The organism is Bacillus sp. DU-106 (assembly GCF_004799705.1).
Taxonomy (GTDB): Bacteria; Bacillota; Bacilli; order Bacillales; family Bacillaceae_G; genus Bacillus_A; species Bacillus_A cereus.
Genome location: NZ_CP026607.1, coordinates 571,310 through 589,702 on the forward strand (window position 1 = coordinate 571,310; position 18,393 = coordinate 589,702).

The following is an 18,393-nucleotide window of genomic DNA, read 5'->3' on the forward strand; positions in this document are numbered from 1 at the left end:
ATGGAACAAGTATCAGGTGGGGCTGAATCACAAAGTCAAGGTGTTGAAGAAGGTGCGGCTACATTGCAACAAGTAAATACAGCAATTCAAGATGTAACTGGAAGCGCAGAGTCAATTTCTATTTCCTCATTACATGCGCGAGAAAGAGCTGAAGAGGGAGAAGATTTAGTTGAACAAACTGCAAAACAAATGCAGTCTATTTCTAGGTCGGTATCCGAGTCAGATGCTATTATTAAACTGCTTGATGAGAAATCAAAGCAAGTAGGAGCTATTTCTGAAGCAATTCAAAACATCGCAACTCAAACAAACTTATTAGCTTTAAATGCGGCTATTGAAGCAGCAAGAGCAGGTGAACAGGGACGAGGATTTGCTATTGTAGCAGATGAGGTTAGAAAATTAGCAGAGCAATCAGGAGAGTCATCTGGAGAGATTGCAAATTTAATTGCAGAAATTAAGGCGGATATTGAACATACTGTTAAGGCGATGGATAATGTGAATGGAGAAGTTCAACAGGGCCTTGATGTTGTAACAAAAACGAAAGTAAGTTTTACGGAAATTTTAAGTTCTACTACACATATTGTTTCTCAAGTTAATCAAATGGTAGAAACAACGAAGAGAATTGCTGGGGATGCAAATGAAGTGACAAATGCTATTGATGAAATTGCAGCTGCTGCAGAAGAAAATACAGCTAGTATGCAAAGTGTTGCAGCTTCAACAGAAGAACAGGTTAATTCCATGGAGGAAATTAGTTCAGCTTCGCAAAACTTAGCTGAGATGGCAGAAGAACTACAAGCGATGACTAGTAAATTTAAAGTATAATAACAGCAGATAAGTAAGGTGAAAATAATATCACCTTACTTATTTTTCTATTCAGCAATTAGGGGAGTCATTAACGGGATGAAAAAAAGAAAAAGACTATGGAATTTATGGAAAACGATTACATTGTTAGTTTGTACAGTTGTAATTTTTTCTTTACTTGTGACAGATATATTAATTAGTCATAATGTAGAACGGACGACGGAGGATAGCCAAGCAGAGAAGGCAAAAACAATTGCACACATTGTGGCGAATGATTCGATTGTAATCGATGGTTTGGTTGGGAAAGCAGATACCTCTGCAATCCAAACGTATACAAATAGAATATTACAAAACACAGGTGTTCAGTTTATTGTAGTTATGGACATGAATGGAATAAGAAAGTCACATCCAAATCCTCAAAAAATAGGGCATCATTTTATTGGGGGAGATGAAGGGCCTGCATTGAAAGGAAAAGAACATGTATCGTTAGCAGAAGGAACTTTAGGTATTTCCATGCGAGTGTTTGTACCAATATTTTCTGAAACAGGTGAACAACTTGGAGCTGTGGCTGTTGGTATTTCAGCAGATAATGTAAAAGAGAGAGTTAAGGAAAGTAGACATATCATTTATATTGGTGTCGGAGTTGGTGTATTAGTCGGAATTATAGGAGCAATATTGCTAGCTAGACATATAAAGAAAAGTTTATTCGGTCTTGAGCCGCACAGGATAGCAAAAATTCTTGAAGAAAGAAATACGATGCTACAATCTGTAAAGGAAGGTATTATTGCTGTAGATAAAGAGGCTAGAGTAACATTAATTAATAATGAAGCGAAACGTCTATTTAAAAAAAGCGGACTTGAAGAAGATTTTATCGGTAAAGATGTTGAGTTGTATATGCCAAATTCACGTATAAAAGAAGTATTGCAAACGGGAGAAGTACAATTAAACGAAGAACAAAATATTTATGGAATTACGATTGTGACGAATCGAGTTCCTTTATATGTAAAAGGAGAAATAGTTGGTGCAATTGCAACATTTCGTGATAAAACAGAGATTAGAAAACTAGCAGAGGAACTAACTGGTATTAGACTATATGCAGAAGCATTACGGGCACAATCTCATGAGTTTATGAATAAGATGCATGTCGTATTAGGGCTTACACATATGAAGCAGTATGAAGAATTACAGAAGTATATAAGCGGCATGGTATCAGAGCATCAATATGAAATTGGTGGAGTTATGAAAAGAATAAAAAGTCCAGTATTTGCTGGTTTTTTACTAGGTAAGCTCAGCTATGCTAGAGAGAAAAATATAAAATTAATTATAAGTGAAGATTCTTATATGCCGGAAATAGATGATGAAAGTATTACTCATGAACTTATTACGATTGTCGGAAATTTAATTGATAATGCATTAGAGGCAGTTACGAATTGTGAAAAGAAGCGAGTTGAAGTTAAGATACAACATGGGGATATACTAACTATTACAGTACAAGATACGGGAAAAGGTATACAAGAAAAAGAAATAGAGCAATTATTTACGAAAGGTTATTCCACAAAGGGAGATAACCGCGGTTATGGTTTGTATCTTGTAAAAGAAAGTATACAGCGAATAAATGGGGAAATTCATATGCATTCATTAGTAGGTAAGGGAACAACGATAACAATTGAAATACCTAAAGGTAGGGATGAGAGGCAAATATGATTAAAGTTTTAATTGTAGAAGATGACCCGATGGTAGCAATGCTAAATACGCATTATTTAGAGCAAGTAGGAGGATTTGAACTTGTTCAAGCAGTTAACTCAGTAAAGTCGGCGATCGAAATATTAGAGAAATCACGAGTAGATTTAGTATTACTTGATATTTTTATGCCTGAAGAGACTGGTTTTGAGCTTTTAATGTATATCCGGAACCAAGAAAAAGAAATTGATATTATAATGATTTCAGCTGTACATGATATGGGAAGTATTAAAAAAGCATTACAATATGGTGTAGTAGATTATTTAATTAAACCATTTACATTTGAACGATTTAAAGAGGCATTAACTATATATCGAGAAAAACTTACTTTCATGAAAGAACAACAAAAAATTAGTCAATCGGAATTAGATTTGTTAATTTTACAAAAAGAAAAAAGGGAGCCTACTGTCACGAAAGAGCTTCCGAAAGGGTTAACGAAGCAAACGTTGCAATTAATTTGGCAGAAGATCGAGTCGTTGAATGGAAGAGTGTTTACAACAGATGAAATGGCACAATTAGTTGGAATTTCAAGAGTTTCTATTCGAAAATATGTAATGTTTTTGACTGACATTGGAGTGTTAGAAAACGAAATGATGTACCAACATGTGGGCAGACCTGTAAGTAAATTAAGATGTGTTGATCAAAAGAAAATAGAGTTTTACGTATAAGCGACTTAATATAAGTCGCTTATACTTTTTTTAATTACAAAATCAATTACAAAACTTACAAAAACTATTTTTACTATTGAAAGCGTTTTAATATTGTTATTAAGAAAACGAGGGGGTGCCATATGGGAATTCAAAAGAATGTGGAAGCGGTATCATTTTCTGAAGGAAATGAAGTACAAAGAGAATCTTTCGCTTCTAAAATTATGAATGTAAAAATCGGTGTTATACCTTTACCGTTATATGTAGTATTGGCTGCTATTATTTATGGGGCATCTGTATATAATAAATTGCCAGCAGATATGATTGGTGGATTTGCAGTTATTATGATCATGGGGATTTTCTTAGGCGATATTGGGATGAGAATTCCAATTTTAAAAAATATCGGCGGTCCAGCAATACTTTCGTTATTTATTCCATCATTACTTGTATTTTTTAACTGGATGAATCCAGCTTCAATGGAAGCTGCGACTATGTTAATGAAAAAATCGAACTTTTTATATTTATATATTTCTTGTTTAGTAGTCGGAAGTATTTTAGGAATGAACCGTAAAGTGTTAGTACAAGGTTTCGTTCGTATGTTTATTCCTTTAGTAGTAGGGACGTTAGCTTCTGTAGCAGTAGGGTTATTGGTCGGTTCATTATTTGGATTTGAAATGAAGCACACATTCTTCTTTATCATCGTACCAATTGTGAGTGGTGGTATCGGGGAAGGGATTTTACCATTGTCGCTAGCTTATAGTGATATTTTAAATGAATCATCAGCGACGTTTGTATCACAGCTTATTCCAGCAGCTATTATTGGAAATATGTTCGCAATTGTAAGTGCAGGGTATATGAAGCGTTTAGGTGAGAAGAAACCGGAGCTTAGTGGTAACGGTGTATTAGTGAAAACAGACAATCAAGCAGAATTATTAAAAGAACAAAATACAGAGAAGCCAATTGACTTCTCATTAATGGGAGCAGGTTTATTAATTGCGTGTACGTTCTTCATCTTTGGAGGATTTGCTTCTAAGTTCATCGGTATTCCTGGGGCAATCATTATGATTTTTTCAGCAGCACTTGTGAAATACTTTAAATTAATGCCAGCAAAAATGGAGCAAGGAGCATTCCATTTATATAAATTTATTTCGAAGAATTTAACTTGGCCTTTAATGGTTGGATTAGGATTGCTATATATTCCGTTAAAAGACGTAGCAGCAGTTCTTTCAGTAGGATATGTTGTTGTGTGCGCATCGGTTGTTCTTACAATGGTAGCATCAGGTTTTCTTGTAGGGAAAGTGATGAAGATGTATCCAGTTGAATCGGCGATTGTAACTGGATGTCATAGCGGTTTAGGCGGAACTGGAGATGTTGCTATTTTATCGGCTTCAAATCGTATGGAATTAATGCCGTTCGCGCAAATTTCAACTCGTTTAGGCGGGGCGGCAATGGTTGTAATGGCGACAATATTATTAAAAATGTTTTCATGATCAAACAAGCTAGCTATATTCATATAGCTAGCTTGTCAAATTAAGGGGAGATTATAAGTATGTTAGCAAATCAAATTAATGAAAGATCATTGTTATTGCATAAAGAATTAGTAGGGAAAATTGAAATTACAAGTAAAGTGGAGGTAAATTCAGCGGATGATTTAAGCCTGACGTATACACCAGGTGTAGCGGAGTCGTGTAAAGCAATTGCGGCAGATGAAGAAACAGTGTATGACTATACAGCACGTGGCAATATGGTGGCAGTTGTTTCAGATGGAACAGCGGTACTCGGTTTAGGAAACATTGGACCGAAAGCGGCTATGCCTGTTATGGAAGGAAAAAGTATTTTGTTTAAGAAGTTTGCGAATGTAGATGCTTTCCCATTATGTTTAGGCACAACGGATGTAGATGAAATCGTTACCCTTGTAAAAAATTTAGAGCCTACATTTGCAGGGATTAATTTAGAAGATATTGCAGCACCGCGTTGTTTTGAAATTGAAAAACGATTAAAAGAAGAAACGAATATTCCTGTATTCCATGATGATCAACATGGAACAGCTATTGTCGTTTTAGCAGCTGTTATTAATGCATTAAAAGTTGTTAGCAAACAAATGGATAATGTGAAAATCGTTATTAACGGTGCGGGTTCGGCAGGAATTGCAATTGGAAAATTATTATTAAAGGCTGGTGCAAAGCACATTACGTTAGTTAGCCTAGAAGGTATTGTTTGTGAAGGTGAAACATGGATGAACGAAGCACAAATTGAAGTTTCAAAAAAGACAAATCGTGAACATGTGCGTGGAACGTTAAAAGAAGCAATTCACCAAGCTGATATTTTTATTGGCGTATCTGCTCCTAACGTATTAACGAAAGAACTTGTACAGACGATGAATGAGAAAGCAATTGTGTTTGCAATGGCGAATCCAATTCCAGAAATCTTCCCTGAGGATGCATTAGAGGCTGGGGCAGCTGTAGTAGGAACTGGACGCTCGGATTATGCGAATCAAGTAAATAATGTATTGGCGTTTCCCGGAATATTCCGCGGTGCGTTAGATGTGCGCGCAACTGATATTACAGAAGAGATGAAATTAGCGGCAGCATATGGGATCGCTAACATTATTACTGATGAAGAACGTAATGCGAATTATGTAATCCCGAATCCATTAGATAAAAGAGTTGTTCCAAGTGTTGCAGAAGCAGTAGCGAAAGCAGCTATTGATTCAGGCGTGGCACAAATTACGAAAATACCACGTTATTAATAGCGAAAAGCAGTGCCTAAAAGGCACTGCTTTTTTGAGATAAGAAATCAAAATAATGAAGAAGTGTAGAATTATTTATGTTTCTTCACTATTTATTTAATTCCATTGCAACTTGTTTACCATTCACTAAAACCTCAGTTACTGCTACGATCACTTCTATCATTTTTTTCATCTCTCATCTCTCCTCGTTTCATTTCTTACTTTAAGTATAAGAGAAGAGAGATAATTCAACTATCGAAGTACATGACGTAGAAATTACATTGTTGTAAGAAAGTGGTTTATTTTTGTCACTTTACTCAGCAGTGATTACAAACTGATCATAATATTTTTCATTCACATATATATTTAATAACCATAATCCAGATGAAGGTAGTGACATAGTGAGAGGGAGTTCGTTTGTAGTAGAATCGATTGTATTTGAAGTAGTCCAAGTTTGTTTGGAAGTTTCTTTTTGAAAGAGTACTTGTGTCGGAGTTACAGATCCTTGTTTTAGCGCAATAATAGACAATTTTCCAGTTGGTATTTCAGAATCTAGAAAGTGCCACATTATTTCATTTTGTTCATTTGCGATAATAGGACTATCAGCCATTGCGACTTTACCTTCGATGCCTTTTAAAGGCATTTTTCCTTCTACGAAAGAAGGTGTTTCTTCCCAATTTACATCTTTTAAAACACTAAGGTGAAAGAAGGAAGGTGCGTTCACTTGAGTGGATGACGTTGCTATTACGTCTTTTTTTTGTTCTTTTGAATCCGGTTGCGTTTGTGTGCATCCAGTGATGAGGAAGGAGAGAAGTAGCATAGTTCCGATTTTTTTCATGGTGCCACACTCCTAGTTTTATTGTTAGTGTAATTGTATTTGCTAGAAGGCGGGACAATTCCTTTAAAGTATAAAAAGAGGTCGTAAGTTTTGTACGACCTCTTTTGACATTTTTATCCCGTAAAAGCCCGATTGGTGTAGGTTAATAATTAGTGGGAGATAGTCCCCACTAATTAAAGTTTCATTTTATATTTGTTCCGTTGTATAGGTTGGTTCGGTTTCTTTTTGAGGCATCGTCAAAAAAATAACGGACAGAACGATACATACGCCGCCTAATAATTGATATGTTCCAAAAGATTCATTTAGCCAAGTGATTGAAACGATGGCAGCTACAAGGGGTTCAATGCTAGATAAAATGCTTGTTTCTGTTGCTGCTAAATATTTAAGACTACCGATATATAGAAGGAAAGAAAGGGTACCACTAATAATGATAAGAATAAGCATAGAAAAAGTTTTTAGTGTAAGGGTTTGTGAAAATTGATTCCACCCGAATGAACGATTATAAATAAGTAGTGCAATTCCTCCGATTAACATCCCCCAACCAATTACTACAGTTGTCCCGCATTCTTTAATGAGAGAAGCCGGATGAAGGGTATAAAATGCAAATCCGATTGCTGTTAATAGTCCAAAAATAATAGCTTCTTTGGATAAAACAATGTTTTCAATTGAGCCATTTGTAATAATAAAGTATGTTCCTATTAGCGCGGCTATAATTGCGAATAGTTGCATGGAAGCAGGGAATTTTCTTTGTTCAAATGCAACATACATGGTAATAAGAACAGGACCTAGAAATTGAAATAGCGTTGCTGTGACTGCATTACTAATATGAACCGTTTCGATAAAGGCGTATTGCGCACCGAGCATGCCGAGAATAGAGAAAATAATAAGTTGTATAGAATATCTAGGGTGTTTCCAAATTTGAAATATGTTTTGTTTCTTTATAAGTAAGAAAGACAAAATAAATATTCCTGCAAGCAACAATCGAATTGTTAAAAAATCAATTGAGGATACATTAGTATGTTGAAATAGCCACTGAATCATTGGACCAGATAATCCCCATAATGTAGCCCCTGTAATAATCATAATGAGTCCGATACGTCTACCATTGTTCATTATCATGTTTCTCCTCTCCAGTATTTGATTTTTTATGTGTGACATGATAAAAGGAATTATATATAACTTCTGGTACTGTAAAAAGTATCAGATTTTAGTTTTATTAAGGGGTCAGATATTATGTTAGAATTAACGCCTAATTTAAATATGAATAGTAAAAAGGCATTGTATGTGCAATTGTATGAGTATATAAAAAAAGAAATTAAAGATGGATCGATTGTCCCTTTTACGAAATTACCGGCTAAGCGAAAGTTAGCGATACATTTACAAGTAAGTAAAAATACAGTAGAGGCAGCGTACGAACAATTACTGGCAGAAGGTTATATTGAGTCGATATCGAGAAAAGGTTATTTTGTATGCAAGATTGAGCAAATGGTTCATATAGAGGATAGCGGAGATAGAATAGAAGAAGTACCGTTTCAGGAGAAGAGTTATAAATTTGATTTTACACAAACAGGAATTGATACAAATGCTTTTCCATTCAATATGTATCGGAAAATTGTAAATGAAATATGGCAGCCGCATAATAACGAACTTCTCTTTCTAGGACACCCTCAAGGAGAAGCGAGCTTAAGAGAAGAGATTACGAATTATTTGTATGAATCTAGAGGTGTACGTTGTTCAGCTAGTCAAATTGTATTAGGAGCGGGAACACAAATATTAGTGAAACTATTGTTTCAATTGTTAAAGGGAAGCAATTATGCAGTTGAAAACCCAGGGTATCATAGAAAGATGGTTGTTTTTGAACAGGGAGAAGCAAGAGTCCAAATGTTATCTTTAGATAGAGATGGAATTTGTATTGCGGATTTAGAAAATAGCAATGCGAATGTTGTATTTGTTACACCTTCCCATCAGTTTCCGTATGGAATGATTATGCCTATTACGAGAAGGACGCAGCTTTTACAATGGGCCAAGAAAGAAGAGAGCAGGTATATTATTGAAGATGATTATGATAGTGAATTTCGCTATTCTGGAAAGCCTATACCGGCGCTGCAAGGGTTAGATACAGAGGGGAAAGTTATTTATATGGGGACGCTATCTAAAGCATTATTACCATCGCTACGGATGAGCTATATGGTGTTGCCGAAGAAATTAATTAAAAAGTATCAACAGCAATATTTATTTTATACACAAAGTGTTTCAAGAATGGACCAAGAAGTGATTAGAAGATTTTTAAATGAAGGCTATTGGGAAAAACATATTCATAAAATGCGTGTCGTCTACCGAAAGAAGAGAGATCGACTTGTTTTTGAAATAGAGAAGTATTTCTCTAATCGTGTTGAAGTGATAGGAGAAGATTCAGGATTACACATTTTATTAAAAGTGCATAATGGAATGCGGGAAGAAGAATTAATTCAAGAAGCTGCGAAACATAGTATCAAAATATATCCTGTGTCTACGTACTATAAAGACGATACTGCACCTGAAAATGTAGTTTTACTTGGGTTTGCGATATTATCAGAGGAAGAAATTGCGAAAGCGATTCAATTATTACACACGGCATGGTTTACAAGAAAGTAAAAAACATCCTCCAAACATGAGGATGTTTTTTATTATTTATTTTCATCTAAGAATAAGACCATATGCTCTTCGTCCCAATATTGTCCGTTATATTTTAATGAACGTTCTTGTACACCGAATGTTTTAAAACCTAATGATTCATAAAGTTTTTTCGCTCCATCGTTGCCAACAACAACATCAAGCATAACTTGTTCTACTTCTAAAGATTTAGCAAGCTCAAGACATTCTTTAATAAGTGCTTTTCCTGCTCCAAGTCCGCGCGCTTTTGGAGATACATATACAGAACCGATTTTAGCTTTATGTTCTTGTTTTACATATGGTTTCGTTTCCAGTGTTGCAACCCCGATTAATTTTCCATCTTTAAATGCACCTAGCGTATAGTTTTCATCTTGTGCTAATTTTTGTGCTTTATATTCAATCGCACACTCTTTATTAATAATATCTTCATAAGAAGAGCTGAATGCTTCAGGGTTTTGCTTTAATCCTTCTACGCGAAGTTCTAAGTAAATTTCTGCTTCGTCTTTTGTTAATACATGGATATCCAATTATATCACCCTCCAAATCTTTGCAAATGTACCTTTATTTTATATTGAAATAAGAATAATTTCAAAAGCTTAGCTTATATGAGCTGTTTTTATGAACAAAATAACACCAGTAGTGTTTACTGCTACTGGTGTTTTCACACGCATATTATTCAAAAGGTAGCTCGATTATAAAGTTTGTTCCCGCTCCTAATTGGCTTGTTACTAGAATAGAACCGTTATGCAATTCTACAATTTCCTTTGCAACAGCTAGCCCGATACCTTTTCCGCCTGTAGCTCGTGTTCTAGATTTATCGACACGATAAAAACGGTCAAATATATGCGGGATATCTTCTTCAGGAATACCTTCACCTTCATCTTGTACACTTATTGTAAAAGAATCTGTTTCCATGAGTACACGTATCGTAATGGCTGTGTTTTCTGGCGAATGTTGATAAGCGTTGTGTAATAAATTTAACATAACTTGTTCCATACGTCTTTCGTCTATACAAACTTCTAAATCATCTTTGCAATATACATGAAGTTGCATTTGCTTATTTGTTAATGTTGTTTTTGTTTTTTCTACCATTCGTTCTAAAAATGGCTGAAGAAGCACTTTTTGTTTTTTTATAACAAATTGGTGTTGTTCTAATTGTACAAGCATAAATAAATCTTGGACGAGATCGGTTACACTATCCGTTTCATCCTCAATAATTTGTAAGTATTCTTCTCGCTCCTCTTTTGTTAAAGAGTCTCTCTTTGCTACCTTCGCATAACCTTTCATATAGGTCAATGGAGTTAATAGTTCATGAGCGACACTAGCGAGAAATTCATTGCGCTCTTTTTTCATATACGTAAGTTCACTCGATAAATCTTCAATTGTTTTTGCTAAACTTCCGAGTTCATCATTTCGTTTAATACCTAATTGAATTGGCTTGTTTAATTTTGACATTTTTTCTGTCGCTCTCTTCATTTTTACAAGTGGTTCTGTAATAACGCGTGAAAAAACAAAGACAGAAATTGTTGTTAAAATAATTGTTAAAACGCTAATGATAAGAAATTGGTTCATGAGTTTAAGTAACATATTTTCTAGGAAAGATGTTTTTAATAACATATATAGCTTTCCTTGAAACTTTGTTGTGTTAAGTGGGCTTACTGTTGTGATGAACTTTGATTTTTTCCAGTTCCTTTCAACGACCAATCCGCCGTCTGGGACAGTTTCTGTTTTACAAGTAAGTTGTTTTTGCATATCTTTTGTTACGGGTTCTGAGGTGGAAATAATTTTGCCATTATGGTCAGTAATAATGATAGCTATATCGGAGTTAGAAATTGATTCCGATTCAACTAAGTGTGCAGCCTCATTCGTAATATCGAACTCAGGGTACACAGGACGTTTAGGATTTTTATTATGTTCAGCGTGTTTCATTTCTTTATAATATTCATCCCGTCTCTCGCGGCTTTTAATTTTTTTACTATAGCGATTACCTTTCTCTAAAAGAGCATCTGTTTCCTCTACAATACGCATTTTTGAAAGGCTTTTATAAAAAGATACGAAAGCAATTGTTTCAATACATAAAGCTAATATTAAAAAGTATGTCCCAATTTTAAGGGAAAGTTTACTCATTTTTTCACCATACCTTATTCATAATAAAGAGTCAGTGGTATACGATTTCCCACTGACCGAAGTAATTATTCACTTTTCCATTTATATCCGACTTTATAGACCGTTTCTAGGTAATCTTCAATCGGAAATCCTTTTTTGCGTAGTTTATCACGGATATTACGAATGTGTGAGTCAATTGTTCTATATTCGATATCTGTTTCATAGCCCCAAATTTTTTCGATTAAATCATCTCGGCTATAAGCACGGTTTGTATTTTGTAAAAATAGTCCGAGTAACGAAAATTCGATAGGAGTTAATGAGATTTTTTCATCATAAACTGTGACAGTATGTTTCGTTTTATCCCACTCAATACCATTGAAACTAACAAAGCCATCTTTTTTTGTACGGCGTAATATAGCCTCGATTCGTGCGACTAATACATGCTCATCAAATGGTTTTGTAATATAATCATCTGCGCCCATCGTGAGGCCTTTCACCATATCGTAGTTTTGGTTGCGAGCTGTTAACATAATGATAGGAACGTTGGAAATTTGACGAATTTGATAGCAAGTATCCCATCCATCCATACTTGGCATCATAACATCTAATAAAATAATATCGAATTCTTTTTGTTCGATTAATTTTAGTGCTTCAAGGCCAGAGGTAGCTTTCATACAAAAATAGCCGCGAGGGCTTAAGAACAGATCTAATAATCGTAACATACGTTCTTCATCGTCTACTAATAAAATTTTTACCATAATCTTGTGCACCCCAAACTGTTCATTCTACTTGTATAGTTTACATGAAAATAATAAAAAACTCTTTTTATGTGATTGAATGGAGGGCTGATTTTTTCGCTCAGAGTAATTGACATAAAAAATGCACTAGTTTTGCACAACTATTTTTTATAATAGAAAACGTAGCGACACAAAATACCCTATGTTGCGACATAACGTCATGTCATTTTATTTATAAAATGACAATTCCATTCTATTGTGTATGTGAGATAGAGAGGGTTTTCGTATTCACCTCGCATCGGATAAGAAAAATTTCCTATCTCACACTTTTTTTAAAAGGAGATCATACACATGAATTCAAAAGAAGAAATTTCAAAAAAAGAAAAGCAAGATCGTAATACGGTTGTCATGTGCGTTGCCGTATCTATGGTTATTATTATAAGTTGCGTAAATAAAATTTTGGGGATTTTATAATATAAAAAAAGCTGATTGCTTCTTAAGAAGCAATCAGCTTTTTTCATTGTTAGGGGGAGTGTTCATATAATAAACCAAGGTAAAATTGCTAATCCAGAAGTTACAATTGCTGTAGTAAATATTAAAAGCATAGCTCGTTTGTTTTGTTTCATGTCACATTCTCCTCTACATATCAAGTACATGCGATCAGCGTGGGATGTAGTTCCCCACTGAGTAAAGTTTCACTTTATATTTTTAGTATAATGAATGGAAAGGTTTGGTACGATCGATAAAGGTGACATGAAGATTACATTGTTGTAATGAAAAAAGCATCTTTCTTAATAAAAAGATGCTTTTGGAAAACTATATTGAAGTATTAATCATTTAAGAACAGAACCATATGTTCCTCGTCCCAATATTGACCGTTATGTTTTAATGAACGCTCTTGTACGCCGTAAGTCTGGAAACCTAATGATTCATATAATTTTTTTGCACCAGCGTTACCAACTACAACATCGAGCATAAGTTGTTCTACATGTAATTTATCGGCATTTTCAATAATTGCTTTAATAAGAGCTCGTCCTGCTCCAAGGCCACGCGCTTTTGGGGAAACGAAAACGGAACCGATTTTTGCTTTATGTTCTTGTTTAATAAAAGGCTTTGTTTCTAAAGTAGCAATGCCGATTAAATCATCATCTTTGAAGACCCCTAGAGTATACTTATCCGGATTGCTTAATCGTTTTGCCATAGCAGCTACAGGATCCTCATGTTTCAAAACGTCTTCATAGGAAGAGCTAAAAGCTTCCGGGTTCTTCGTTAAACCTTCCATACAAACTTTTAAATATATTTCTGCGTCCTCTGTCGTTAATAAGCGAATTTCCATAGTTGTAACCTCCTTGGTCGATTTCAAATAAAATAAATCCATTACTTTTATAAGAGTGTGTATGTGTTTTGTTAGCAGTCTCTTTTAATTTGTAAAAGAATGAAAAGATATATGCTACAATGTTTTGTTTTTTAATATGTAATGAAATTATATATTAACTTTATTAACTATTCAAGTCTTTAATATATTACATTTTCATAACTAAAATAACTCCTCAATTGAGGAGTTATTTTAGTTATTCGATTGATAACCATCAATTCGATGTGGATGTGTGTAAATATTGCAGGATTCATTTCTGATAAATCCTACGACTGTAATGCCTAAATCGTGAGCGAGTTGCAATGCTAGTTTTGTTGGGGCAGATTTAGATAGAACAATTTCACATCCGATTTTTGAAACTTTGAGTAAAATTTCAGATGAAATACGTCCGCTAAATGCGATAATTTTTCCTTTAACAGATATATCGTTGCGCAAACAATGACCATATATTTTATCTAATGCATTATGTCTGCCAATATCCATTCTTGATAGGAGGATTTTGTTTCGATCACAGAGCGCGGTATTGTGAACACCGCCGGTTTGGCGAAAGGTAGTGGAAGATTGTTGTAACGTATTCATTAAGTAAAAACATTCTTCAGGAGTAATTTTTACATGTATATCATGTAAGTCTTTTGCTTTTGCTGCATCGTTTACGAAAATAAAACCTTGTCTACCTTTTCCGCAGCAAGAAGTGACGTATCGTTTATTATATAAAGTTTGATAGAGCGGATTCACTTTTGATGATTTTACATGGACAATTCCGTTATCTTTTTGAACCCATAGTTCTTCAACATCGTTATAGGAAGAAATAATCCCCTCAGAAATTAAAAAACCAATTACCATATCTTCAATATAATTTGGTGTGCATACGACTGTTACATATTCTTCACCATTCAATTTAATAGTAATAGGAGATTCTGTAACAATCTCATCAAGTTGTTTTGAAAATGTACCAGATTGATAACATACAATTGTATAAGTCTCTTGCGTAGGCCCCATATTTAATTCCCCTTTTATATGTATTTCTCTCCCACATTTATCATAAAACAATGGGAAAAATAAAAACACCTATTAACAAGAAGATCACAGATTATTTTGGTTATTATTGTATATGTACGATATAATAGAACTGTAGAATAGTGATATTTTCAAGCTTTCGTAGTTATACCTTATAACATCTAGAATCGACTTCATAAGAAAGTATTTGGGTAGAGCGTTTCAAAAATATGTACAGTAATGCGATTTTGAAAACGGATTCATGATTGTGTTGTACAGTTGGTTGTAAGGAGAGGGGAAACTATGGCAGAACAGACAGTCCGTGTAACCGTCGATGGTAAAGAATTTTCTGCATCAGGTGAAAAGACGATACTACAATTATTTAACGAGAGTAATTTGGAACATCCTCAAATTTGTCATGTACCAGAAGTAGATCCAATTCAAACTTGTGATACGTGTATTGTAGAAGTAAATGGAAAGTTATTGCGTGCTTGTTCAACGAAATTAGAGAACGGTATGCATATCGAAAGGCAGTCCCAGCGTGCAAAAGAGGCGCAGACTGAGGCAATGGATCGAATATTAGAGAATCATCTACTGTATTGTACCGTTTGTGATAACAATAATGGTAACTGTAAAGTCCACAATACAGTACATATGATGGGAATTGAGGAACAGAAATATCCGTATGAGCCAAAAGTAAGTGCGTGTGAAGTGGATATGTCACATCCGTTTTATCGATATGATCCAAATCAATGTATTGCTTGTGGACAGTGTGTAGAAGTATGTCAAAACTTACAGGTTAATGAAACAATATCGATAGACTGGAGCTTAGACCGTCCACGTGTTATATGGGACAATGGTGTAAGTATAAATGACTCATCTTGTGTAAGTTGCGGGCAATGTGTAACAGTATGTCCATGTAATGCGTTGATGGAGAAATCAATGTTAGGTGAAGCTGGATTCATGACTGGATTGAAACCGGATGTGTTAGATCCGATGATTGATTTTGTAAAGGATGTAGAGCCTGGATATAGTAGTATTTTAGCAGTTTCAGAAGTAGAGGCTGCGATGCGTAAGACGAAAGTGAATAAAACAAAAACAGTTTGTACATTTTGTGGTGTAGGTTGTTCATTTGAAGTATGGACGAAAGACCGCCACATTTTGAAAGTACAGCCTGTTTCAGATGCGCCGGTTAACGGTATTTCCACATGCGTAAAAGGCAAATTTGGATGGGATTTTGTAAACAGTGAAGATCGAATTACAAAGCCATTAATTCGCCAAGGAGATATGTTTGTTGAAGCTTCATGGGAAGAGGCTCTTGAAGTTGTTGCATCCAATATGCAGCATATTAAATCAGAATATGGCAGTGATGCATTTGGGTTTATTTCTTCTTCAAAAGTAACGAATGAAGAAAATTATCTTATGCAAAAATTAGCCCGTCAAATATATGGAACGAATAATGTAGACAACTGTTCCCGTTATTGTCAATCTCCAGCAACAGACGGTTTATTTAAAACTGTCGGTATGGGCGGAGACGCTGGAACAGTGAAAGATATTGCGGAAGCTGGCCTTGTCATTATCGTTGGAGCAAATCCAACAGAAGGACATCCTGTACTTGCAACGCGTGTAAAACGTGCTCATAAATTACATGACCAAAAATTAATTGTGGCGGATCTTCGTAAACATGAAATGGCAGAGCGTGCGGATTTATTCATTCATCCGCGCCAAGGAACTGATTATGTATGGCTCGCTGGTATTACGAAATATATTATTGATCAAGATTGGCACGATAAAAAGTTCATAGCTGAAAATGTGAAGAATTTTGATGAATATAGCAAAATGGTAGAAAAGTATACGCTTGATTATACAGAAGAGATTACGGGGATTTCGAAAGAAAATCTGAAAGAAATGGCTCGTATGGTATATGAAGCAGATGGTACTTGTGTACTTTGGGGAATGGGTGTAACGCAAAATACTGGAGGAAGTACAACTTCAGCAGCAATTTCAAATCTATTGCTTGTTACGGGTAATTATCGTCGTCCTGGTGCAGGAGCATATCCATTACGCGGACATAATAACGTACAAGGCGCTTGTGATATGGCAACATTACCAAACTGGCTTCCAGGTTACCAAGCGGTTTCAGATGATGCGCTCCGTGCGAAATTTGAAAAAGCATACGGTACTACAATTCCGAAAGCACCAGGCTTAAATAATATTGCAATGTTACTTGCGGCAGATGAAGGAAAACTGCGTGGTATGTATGTTATGGGTGAAGAAATGGCTTTAGTAGATTCGAATGCCAACCATGTACAACATATTTTAGCGAATTTAGATTTCCTTGTTGTTCAAGATATGTTCTTATCGAAAACAGCTCGTTTTGCTGATGTTATTTTACCGGCAGCACCAAGCTTAGAAAAAGAGGGAACATTTACGAATACAGAGCGCCGTATTCAAAGATTATATGAAGTATTGAAGCCGCTTGGTGATTCAAAGCCAGACTGGTGGATTTTACAAAAAGTAGCTCGTGCGCTTGGCGGGGACTGGAATTATGAAAGTCCAAGTGAAATCATGGATGAAATTGCATCGCTTGCACCTTTATATTCTCAGGCAACATACGATCGTTTAGAAGGATGGAATAGTTTATGTTGGGGTAGCCATGATGGTAGCGATACACCGCTATTATATGTGGACGGATTTAACTTCCCGGATAAACTAGCTCGTCTATCATTAGATGAATGGGTACCACCAGTTGTAGCGCCAGATGAGTATAATTTACTTTTAAATAATGGTCGTATGTTAGAACATTTCCACGAAGGGAATATGACGAATAAATCGGCTGGTATTTTATCTAAAGTATCTGAAGTGTTCGTTGAAATCTCGCCTGAACTTGCCCTAGAGCGCAATGTGAAAGATGGTGGCCTTGTAGAATTAGCATCACCATTTGGGAAAATTAAAGTACAGGCACTTGTTACAGAGCGTGTAACGGGGAAAGAGCTATATTTACCGATGCATGCAACGGTAAATGAAGAGGCAATCAATATTTTAACTGGAACGGCGACAGATCTTTATACGTGTACACCAGCGTACAAACAAACGATGGTAAAGATGCGTGTACTACGTGAAAAAGGGAATCGTCCGTTACCATCTTCAAACCCGAGAGATAAAAAGCGTAATCCGCAAAACGGTGTTGAAATCCAGCAAAAATGGCAAAGAAAACAATACGTATCACTTGTGGACTAGGGGGCGGAGATAGTGGCGAAAGAAATTACTGTAATTAAAAAGAAAGTTGTAACAGAGGAAGAACAGAAACAGCAAGTAGCAGATGAACTTCTAAATGAGCTATCTAATAATCGTGAAGCAGTAGAAGAAACGATGCAGCTTTTAGCACAGTTGCAGAAGGCTGGTATATTAGATGCGGCAATTAGTTTACTTGCTGCGAAGGAAGATGTTTCAAAAATCGCTGTGGAGCAATTAAATCGTGAACCCGTTAAAAATGCGTTAAATAATATGATGGGGGCAGGAGAAGCGTTATCTTCAGTTGACCCAGAAATAACGAAGCAAATTACGTCAAGTTTAGTTACAGGATTGCAATTTGCAACAGATGAATTAAATAGTGGTAAAAAAACAAAAGTGATGGATTTCTTTAAAGTATTAAAAGATCCAGATATCAATAGAGCTATTACATTCGGTTTTAGCTTCTTGAAAGCATTTGGACAAGGGCTAGAGAAAAAATAGAATAAATGAAAAAGTGATGGGAAGTAGCCATCACTTTTTTC

At 35.3% G+C, this 18,393-nt stretch carries 16 protein-coding genes; 9 read left to right on the top strand and 7 right to left on the bottom strand.

Translation table 11 applies throughout. The features are described 5' to 3' along the window. The 5 genes from C3Y97_RS28420 to C3Y97_RS03030 all read left to right on the top strand — a co-directional run bounded on the left by C3Y97_RS28420 (position 1) and on the right by C3Y97_RS03030 (position 5,934). Positions 1-819 carry a methyl-accepting chemotaxis protein gene (locus C3Y97_RS28420; RefSeq protein ID WP_432804035.1) on the top strand — a complete coding sequence of 273 codons (819 nt, stop codon included), beginning with the start codon at positions 1-3 and terminating at the stop codon, positions 817-819. A gap of 78 nt (positions 820-897) precedes the next feature. After that, positions 898-2,502: a sensor histidine kinase gene (locus C3Y97_RS03015; RefSeq protein ID WP_000746421.1), complete on the top strand. Its 1,605-nt coding sequence runs from the start codon at positions 898-900 to the stop codon at positions 2,500-2,502. Next, on the top strand, positions 2,499-3,206 hold the full coding sequence (locus tag C3Y97_RS03020) for a response regulator (protein ID WP_086401959.1): 708 nt from the start codon (positions 2,499-2,501) through the stop codon (positions 3,204-3,206). Before C3Y97_RS03015 ends, C3Y97_RS03020 begins: the two co-directional genes overlap by 4 nt. Positions 3,207-3,328: 122 nt before the next feature. Beyond that, complete coding sequence (locus C3Y97_RS03025) at positions 3,329-4,675, top strand: 2-hydroxycarboxylate transporter family protein (protein WP_136363015.1); 1,347 nt, start codon at positions 3,329-3,331, stop codon at positions 4,673-4,675. 59 nt (positions 4,676-4,734) lie between these two features. After that, positions 4,735-5,934, top strand: a complete 1,200-nt coding sequence (locus C3Y97_RS03030) for an NAD(P)-dependent malic enzyme (RefSeq protein WP_000880780.1) — start codon at positions 4,735-4,737, stop codon at positions 5,932-5,934. Between the two features lie 292 nt (positions 5,935-6,226). Here C3Y97_RS03030 and C3Y97_RS03035 read toward each other — a convergent pair whose 3' ends face one another. After that, the gene (locus tag C3Y97_RS03035; protein WP_000719692.1) at positions 6,227-6,751 is read right to left on the bottom strand and encodes a DUF4871 domain-containing protein; all 525 of its coding nucleotides are present in this window, start codon (positions 6,749-6,751) and stop codon (positions 6,227-6,229) included. A gap of 186 nt (positions 6,752-6,937) precedes the next feature. After that, positions 6,938-7,864, bottom strand: a complete 927-nt coding sequence (locus tag C3Y97_RS03040) for a DMT family transporter (protein WP_001059054.1) — start codon at positions 7,862-7,864, stop codon at positions 6,938-6,940. Positions 7,865-7,984: 120 nt separating this feature from the next. Here C3Y97_RS03040 and pdxR point away from each other — a divergent pair, with 120 nt between their 5' ends. Next, entirely contained in the window at positions 7,985-9,385 is a 1,401-nt protein-coding gene (gene pdxR / locus C3Y97_RS03045; protein ID WP_086401960.1) for a MocR-like pyridoxine biosynthesis transcription factor PdxR, read from the top strand. A gap of 32 nt (positions 9,386-9,417) precedes the next feature. Here pdxR and C3Y97_RS03050 read toward each other — a convergent pair whose 3' ends face one another. From C3Y97_RS03050 to C3Y97_RS03060, 3 genes are all read right to left on the bottom strand, one after another. After that, positions 9,418-9,930, bottom strand: coding sequence for a GNAT family N-acetyltransferase (locus tag C3Y97_RS03050; RefSeq protein WP_000351212.1), 513 nt, complete (start codon positions 9,928-9,930; stop codon positions 9,418-9,420). Between the two features lie 145 nt (positions 9,931-10,075). Further along, positions 10,076-11,530, bottom strand: coding sequence for a HAMP domain-containing sensor histidine kinase (locus C3Y97_RS03055; protein ID WP_000041022.1), 1,455 nt, complete (start codon positions 11,528-11,530; stop codon positions 10,076-10,078). Positions 11,531-11,595: 65 nt separating this feature from the next. Beyond that, positions 11,596-12,267, bottom strand: a complete 672-nt coding sequence (locus C3Y97_RS03060; RefSeq protein WP_000238957.1) for a response regulator transcription factor — start codon at positions 12,265-12,267, stop codon at positions 11,596-11,598. Positions 12,268-12,597: 330 nt separating this feature from the next. Between C3Y97_RS03060 and C3Y97_RS28240 the strand changes: the two genes are divergently transcribed. Continuing rightward, the gene (locus C3Y97_RS28240) at positions 12,598-12,720 is read left to right on the top strand and encodes a hypothetical protein (protein ID WP_001085006.1); all 123 of its coding nucleotides are present in this window, start codon (positions 12,598-12,600) and stop codon (positions 12,718-12,720) included. A 355-nt stretch (positions 12,721-13,075) separates the two neighbouring features. On the opposite strand, the gene C3Y97_RS03065 is transcribed toward C3Y97_RS28240, so the two are convergent. Then, positions 13,076-13,582, bottom strand: a complete 507-nt coding sequence (locus tag C3Y97_RS03065; RefSeq protein WP_000405868.1) for a GNAT family N-acetyltransferase — start codon at positions 13,580-13,582, stop codon at positions 13,076-13,078. A gap of 231 nt (positions 13,583-13,813) precedes the next feature. Next, entirely contained in the window at positions 13,814-14,620 is an 807-nt protein-coding gene (gene fdhD, locus C3Y97_RS03070; RefSeq protein WP_136363018.1) for a formate dehydrogenase accessory sulfurtransferase FdhD, read from the bottom strand. Between the two features lie 300 nt (positions 14,621-14,920). On the opposite strand from fdhD, the gene fdhF reads away from it, so the two are divergent. Then, positions 14,921-17,857, top strand: coding sequence for a formate dehydrogenase subunit alpha (gene fdhF / locus C3Y97_RS03075; protein WP_000840664.1), 2,937 nt, complete (start codon positions 14,921-14,923; stop codon positions 17,855-17,857). A gap of 12 nt (positions 17,858-17,869) precedes the next feature. Continuing rightward, positions 17,870-18,352, top strand: coding sequence for a helical membrane plugin domain-containing protein (locus tag C3Y97_RS03080; RefSeq protein WP_001040540.1), 483 nt, complete (start codon positions 17,870-17,872; stop codon positions 18,350-18,352). The last annotated feature ends 41 nt before the right edge of the window (positions 18,353-18,393 follow it).

Coding starts and splice junctions, on each gene's coding strand:
- fdhF (WP_000840664.1), top strand. CDS start 14,921: ATGGCAGAACAGACAGTCCGTGTAACCGTCGATGGTAAAGAATTTTCT.
- C3Y97_RS03060 (WP_000238957.1), bottom strand. CDS start 12,267: ATGGTAAAAATTTTATTAGTAGACGATGAAGAACGTATGTTACGATTA.
- fdhD (WP_136363018.1), bottom strand. CDS start 14,620: ATGGGGCCTACGCAAGAGACTTATACAATTGTATGTTATCAATCTGGT.
- pdxR (WP_086401960.1), top strand. CDS start 7,985: ATGTTAGAATTAACGCCTAATTTAAATATGAATAGTAAAAAGGCATTG.
- C3Y97_RS03040 (WP_001059054.1), bottom strand. CDS start 7,864: ATGAACAATGGTAGACGTATCGGACTCATTATGATTATTACAGGGGCT.
- C3Y97_RS28240 (WP_001085006.1), top strand. CDS start 12,598: ATGAATTCAAAAGAAGAAATTTCAAAAAAAGAAAAGCAAGATCGTAAT.
- C3Y97_RS03055 (WP_000041022.1), bottom strand. CDS start 11,530: ATGAGTAAACTTTCCCTTAAAATTGGGACATACTTTTTAATATTAGCT.
- C3Y97_RS03015 (WP_000746421.1), top strand. CDS start 898: ATGAAAAAAAGAAAAAGACTATGGAATTTATGGAAAACGATTACATTG.
- C3Y97_RS03030 (WP_000880780.1), top strand. CDS start 4,735: ATGTTAGCAAATCAAATTAATGAAAGATCATTGTTATTGCATAAAGAA.
- C3Y97_RS03035 (WP_000719692.1), bottom strand. CDS start 6,751: ATGAAAAAAATCGGAACTATGCTACTTCTCTCCTTCCTCATCACTGGA.
- C3Y97_RS03020 (WP_086401959.1), top strand. CDS start 2,499: ATGATTAAAGTTTTAATTGTAGAAGATGACCCGATGGTAGCAATGCTA.
- C3Y97_RS28420 (WP_432804035.1), top strand. CDS start 1: ATGGAACAAGTATCAGGTGGGGCTGAATCACAAAGTCAAGGTGTTGAA.
- C3Y97_RS03065 (WP_000405868.1), bottom strand. CDS start 13,582: ATGGAAATTCGCTTATTAACGACAGAGGACGCAGAAATATATTTAAAA.
- C3Y97_RS03025 (WP_136363015.1), top strand. CDS start 3,329: ATGGGAATTCAAAAGAATGTGGAAGCGGTATCATTTTCTGAAGGAAAT.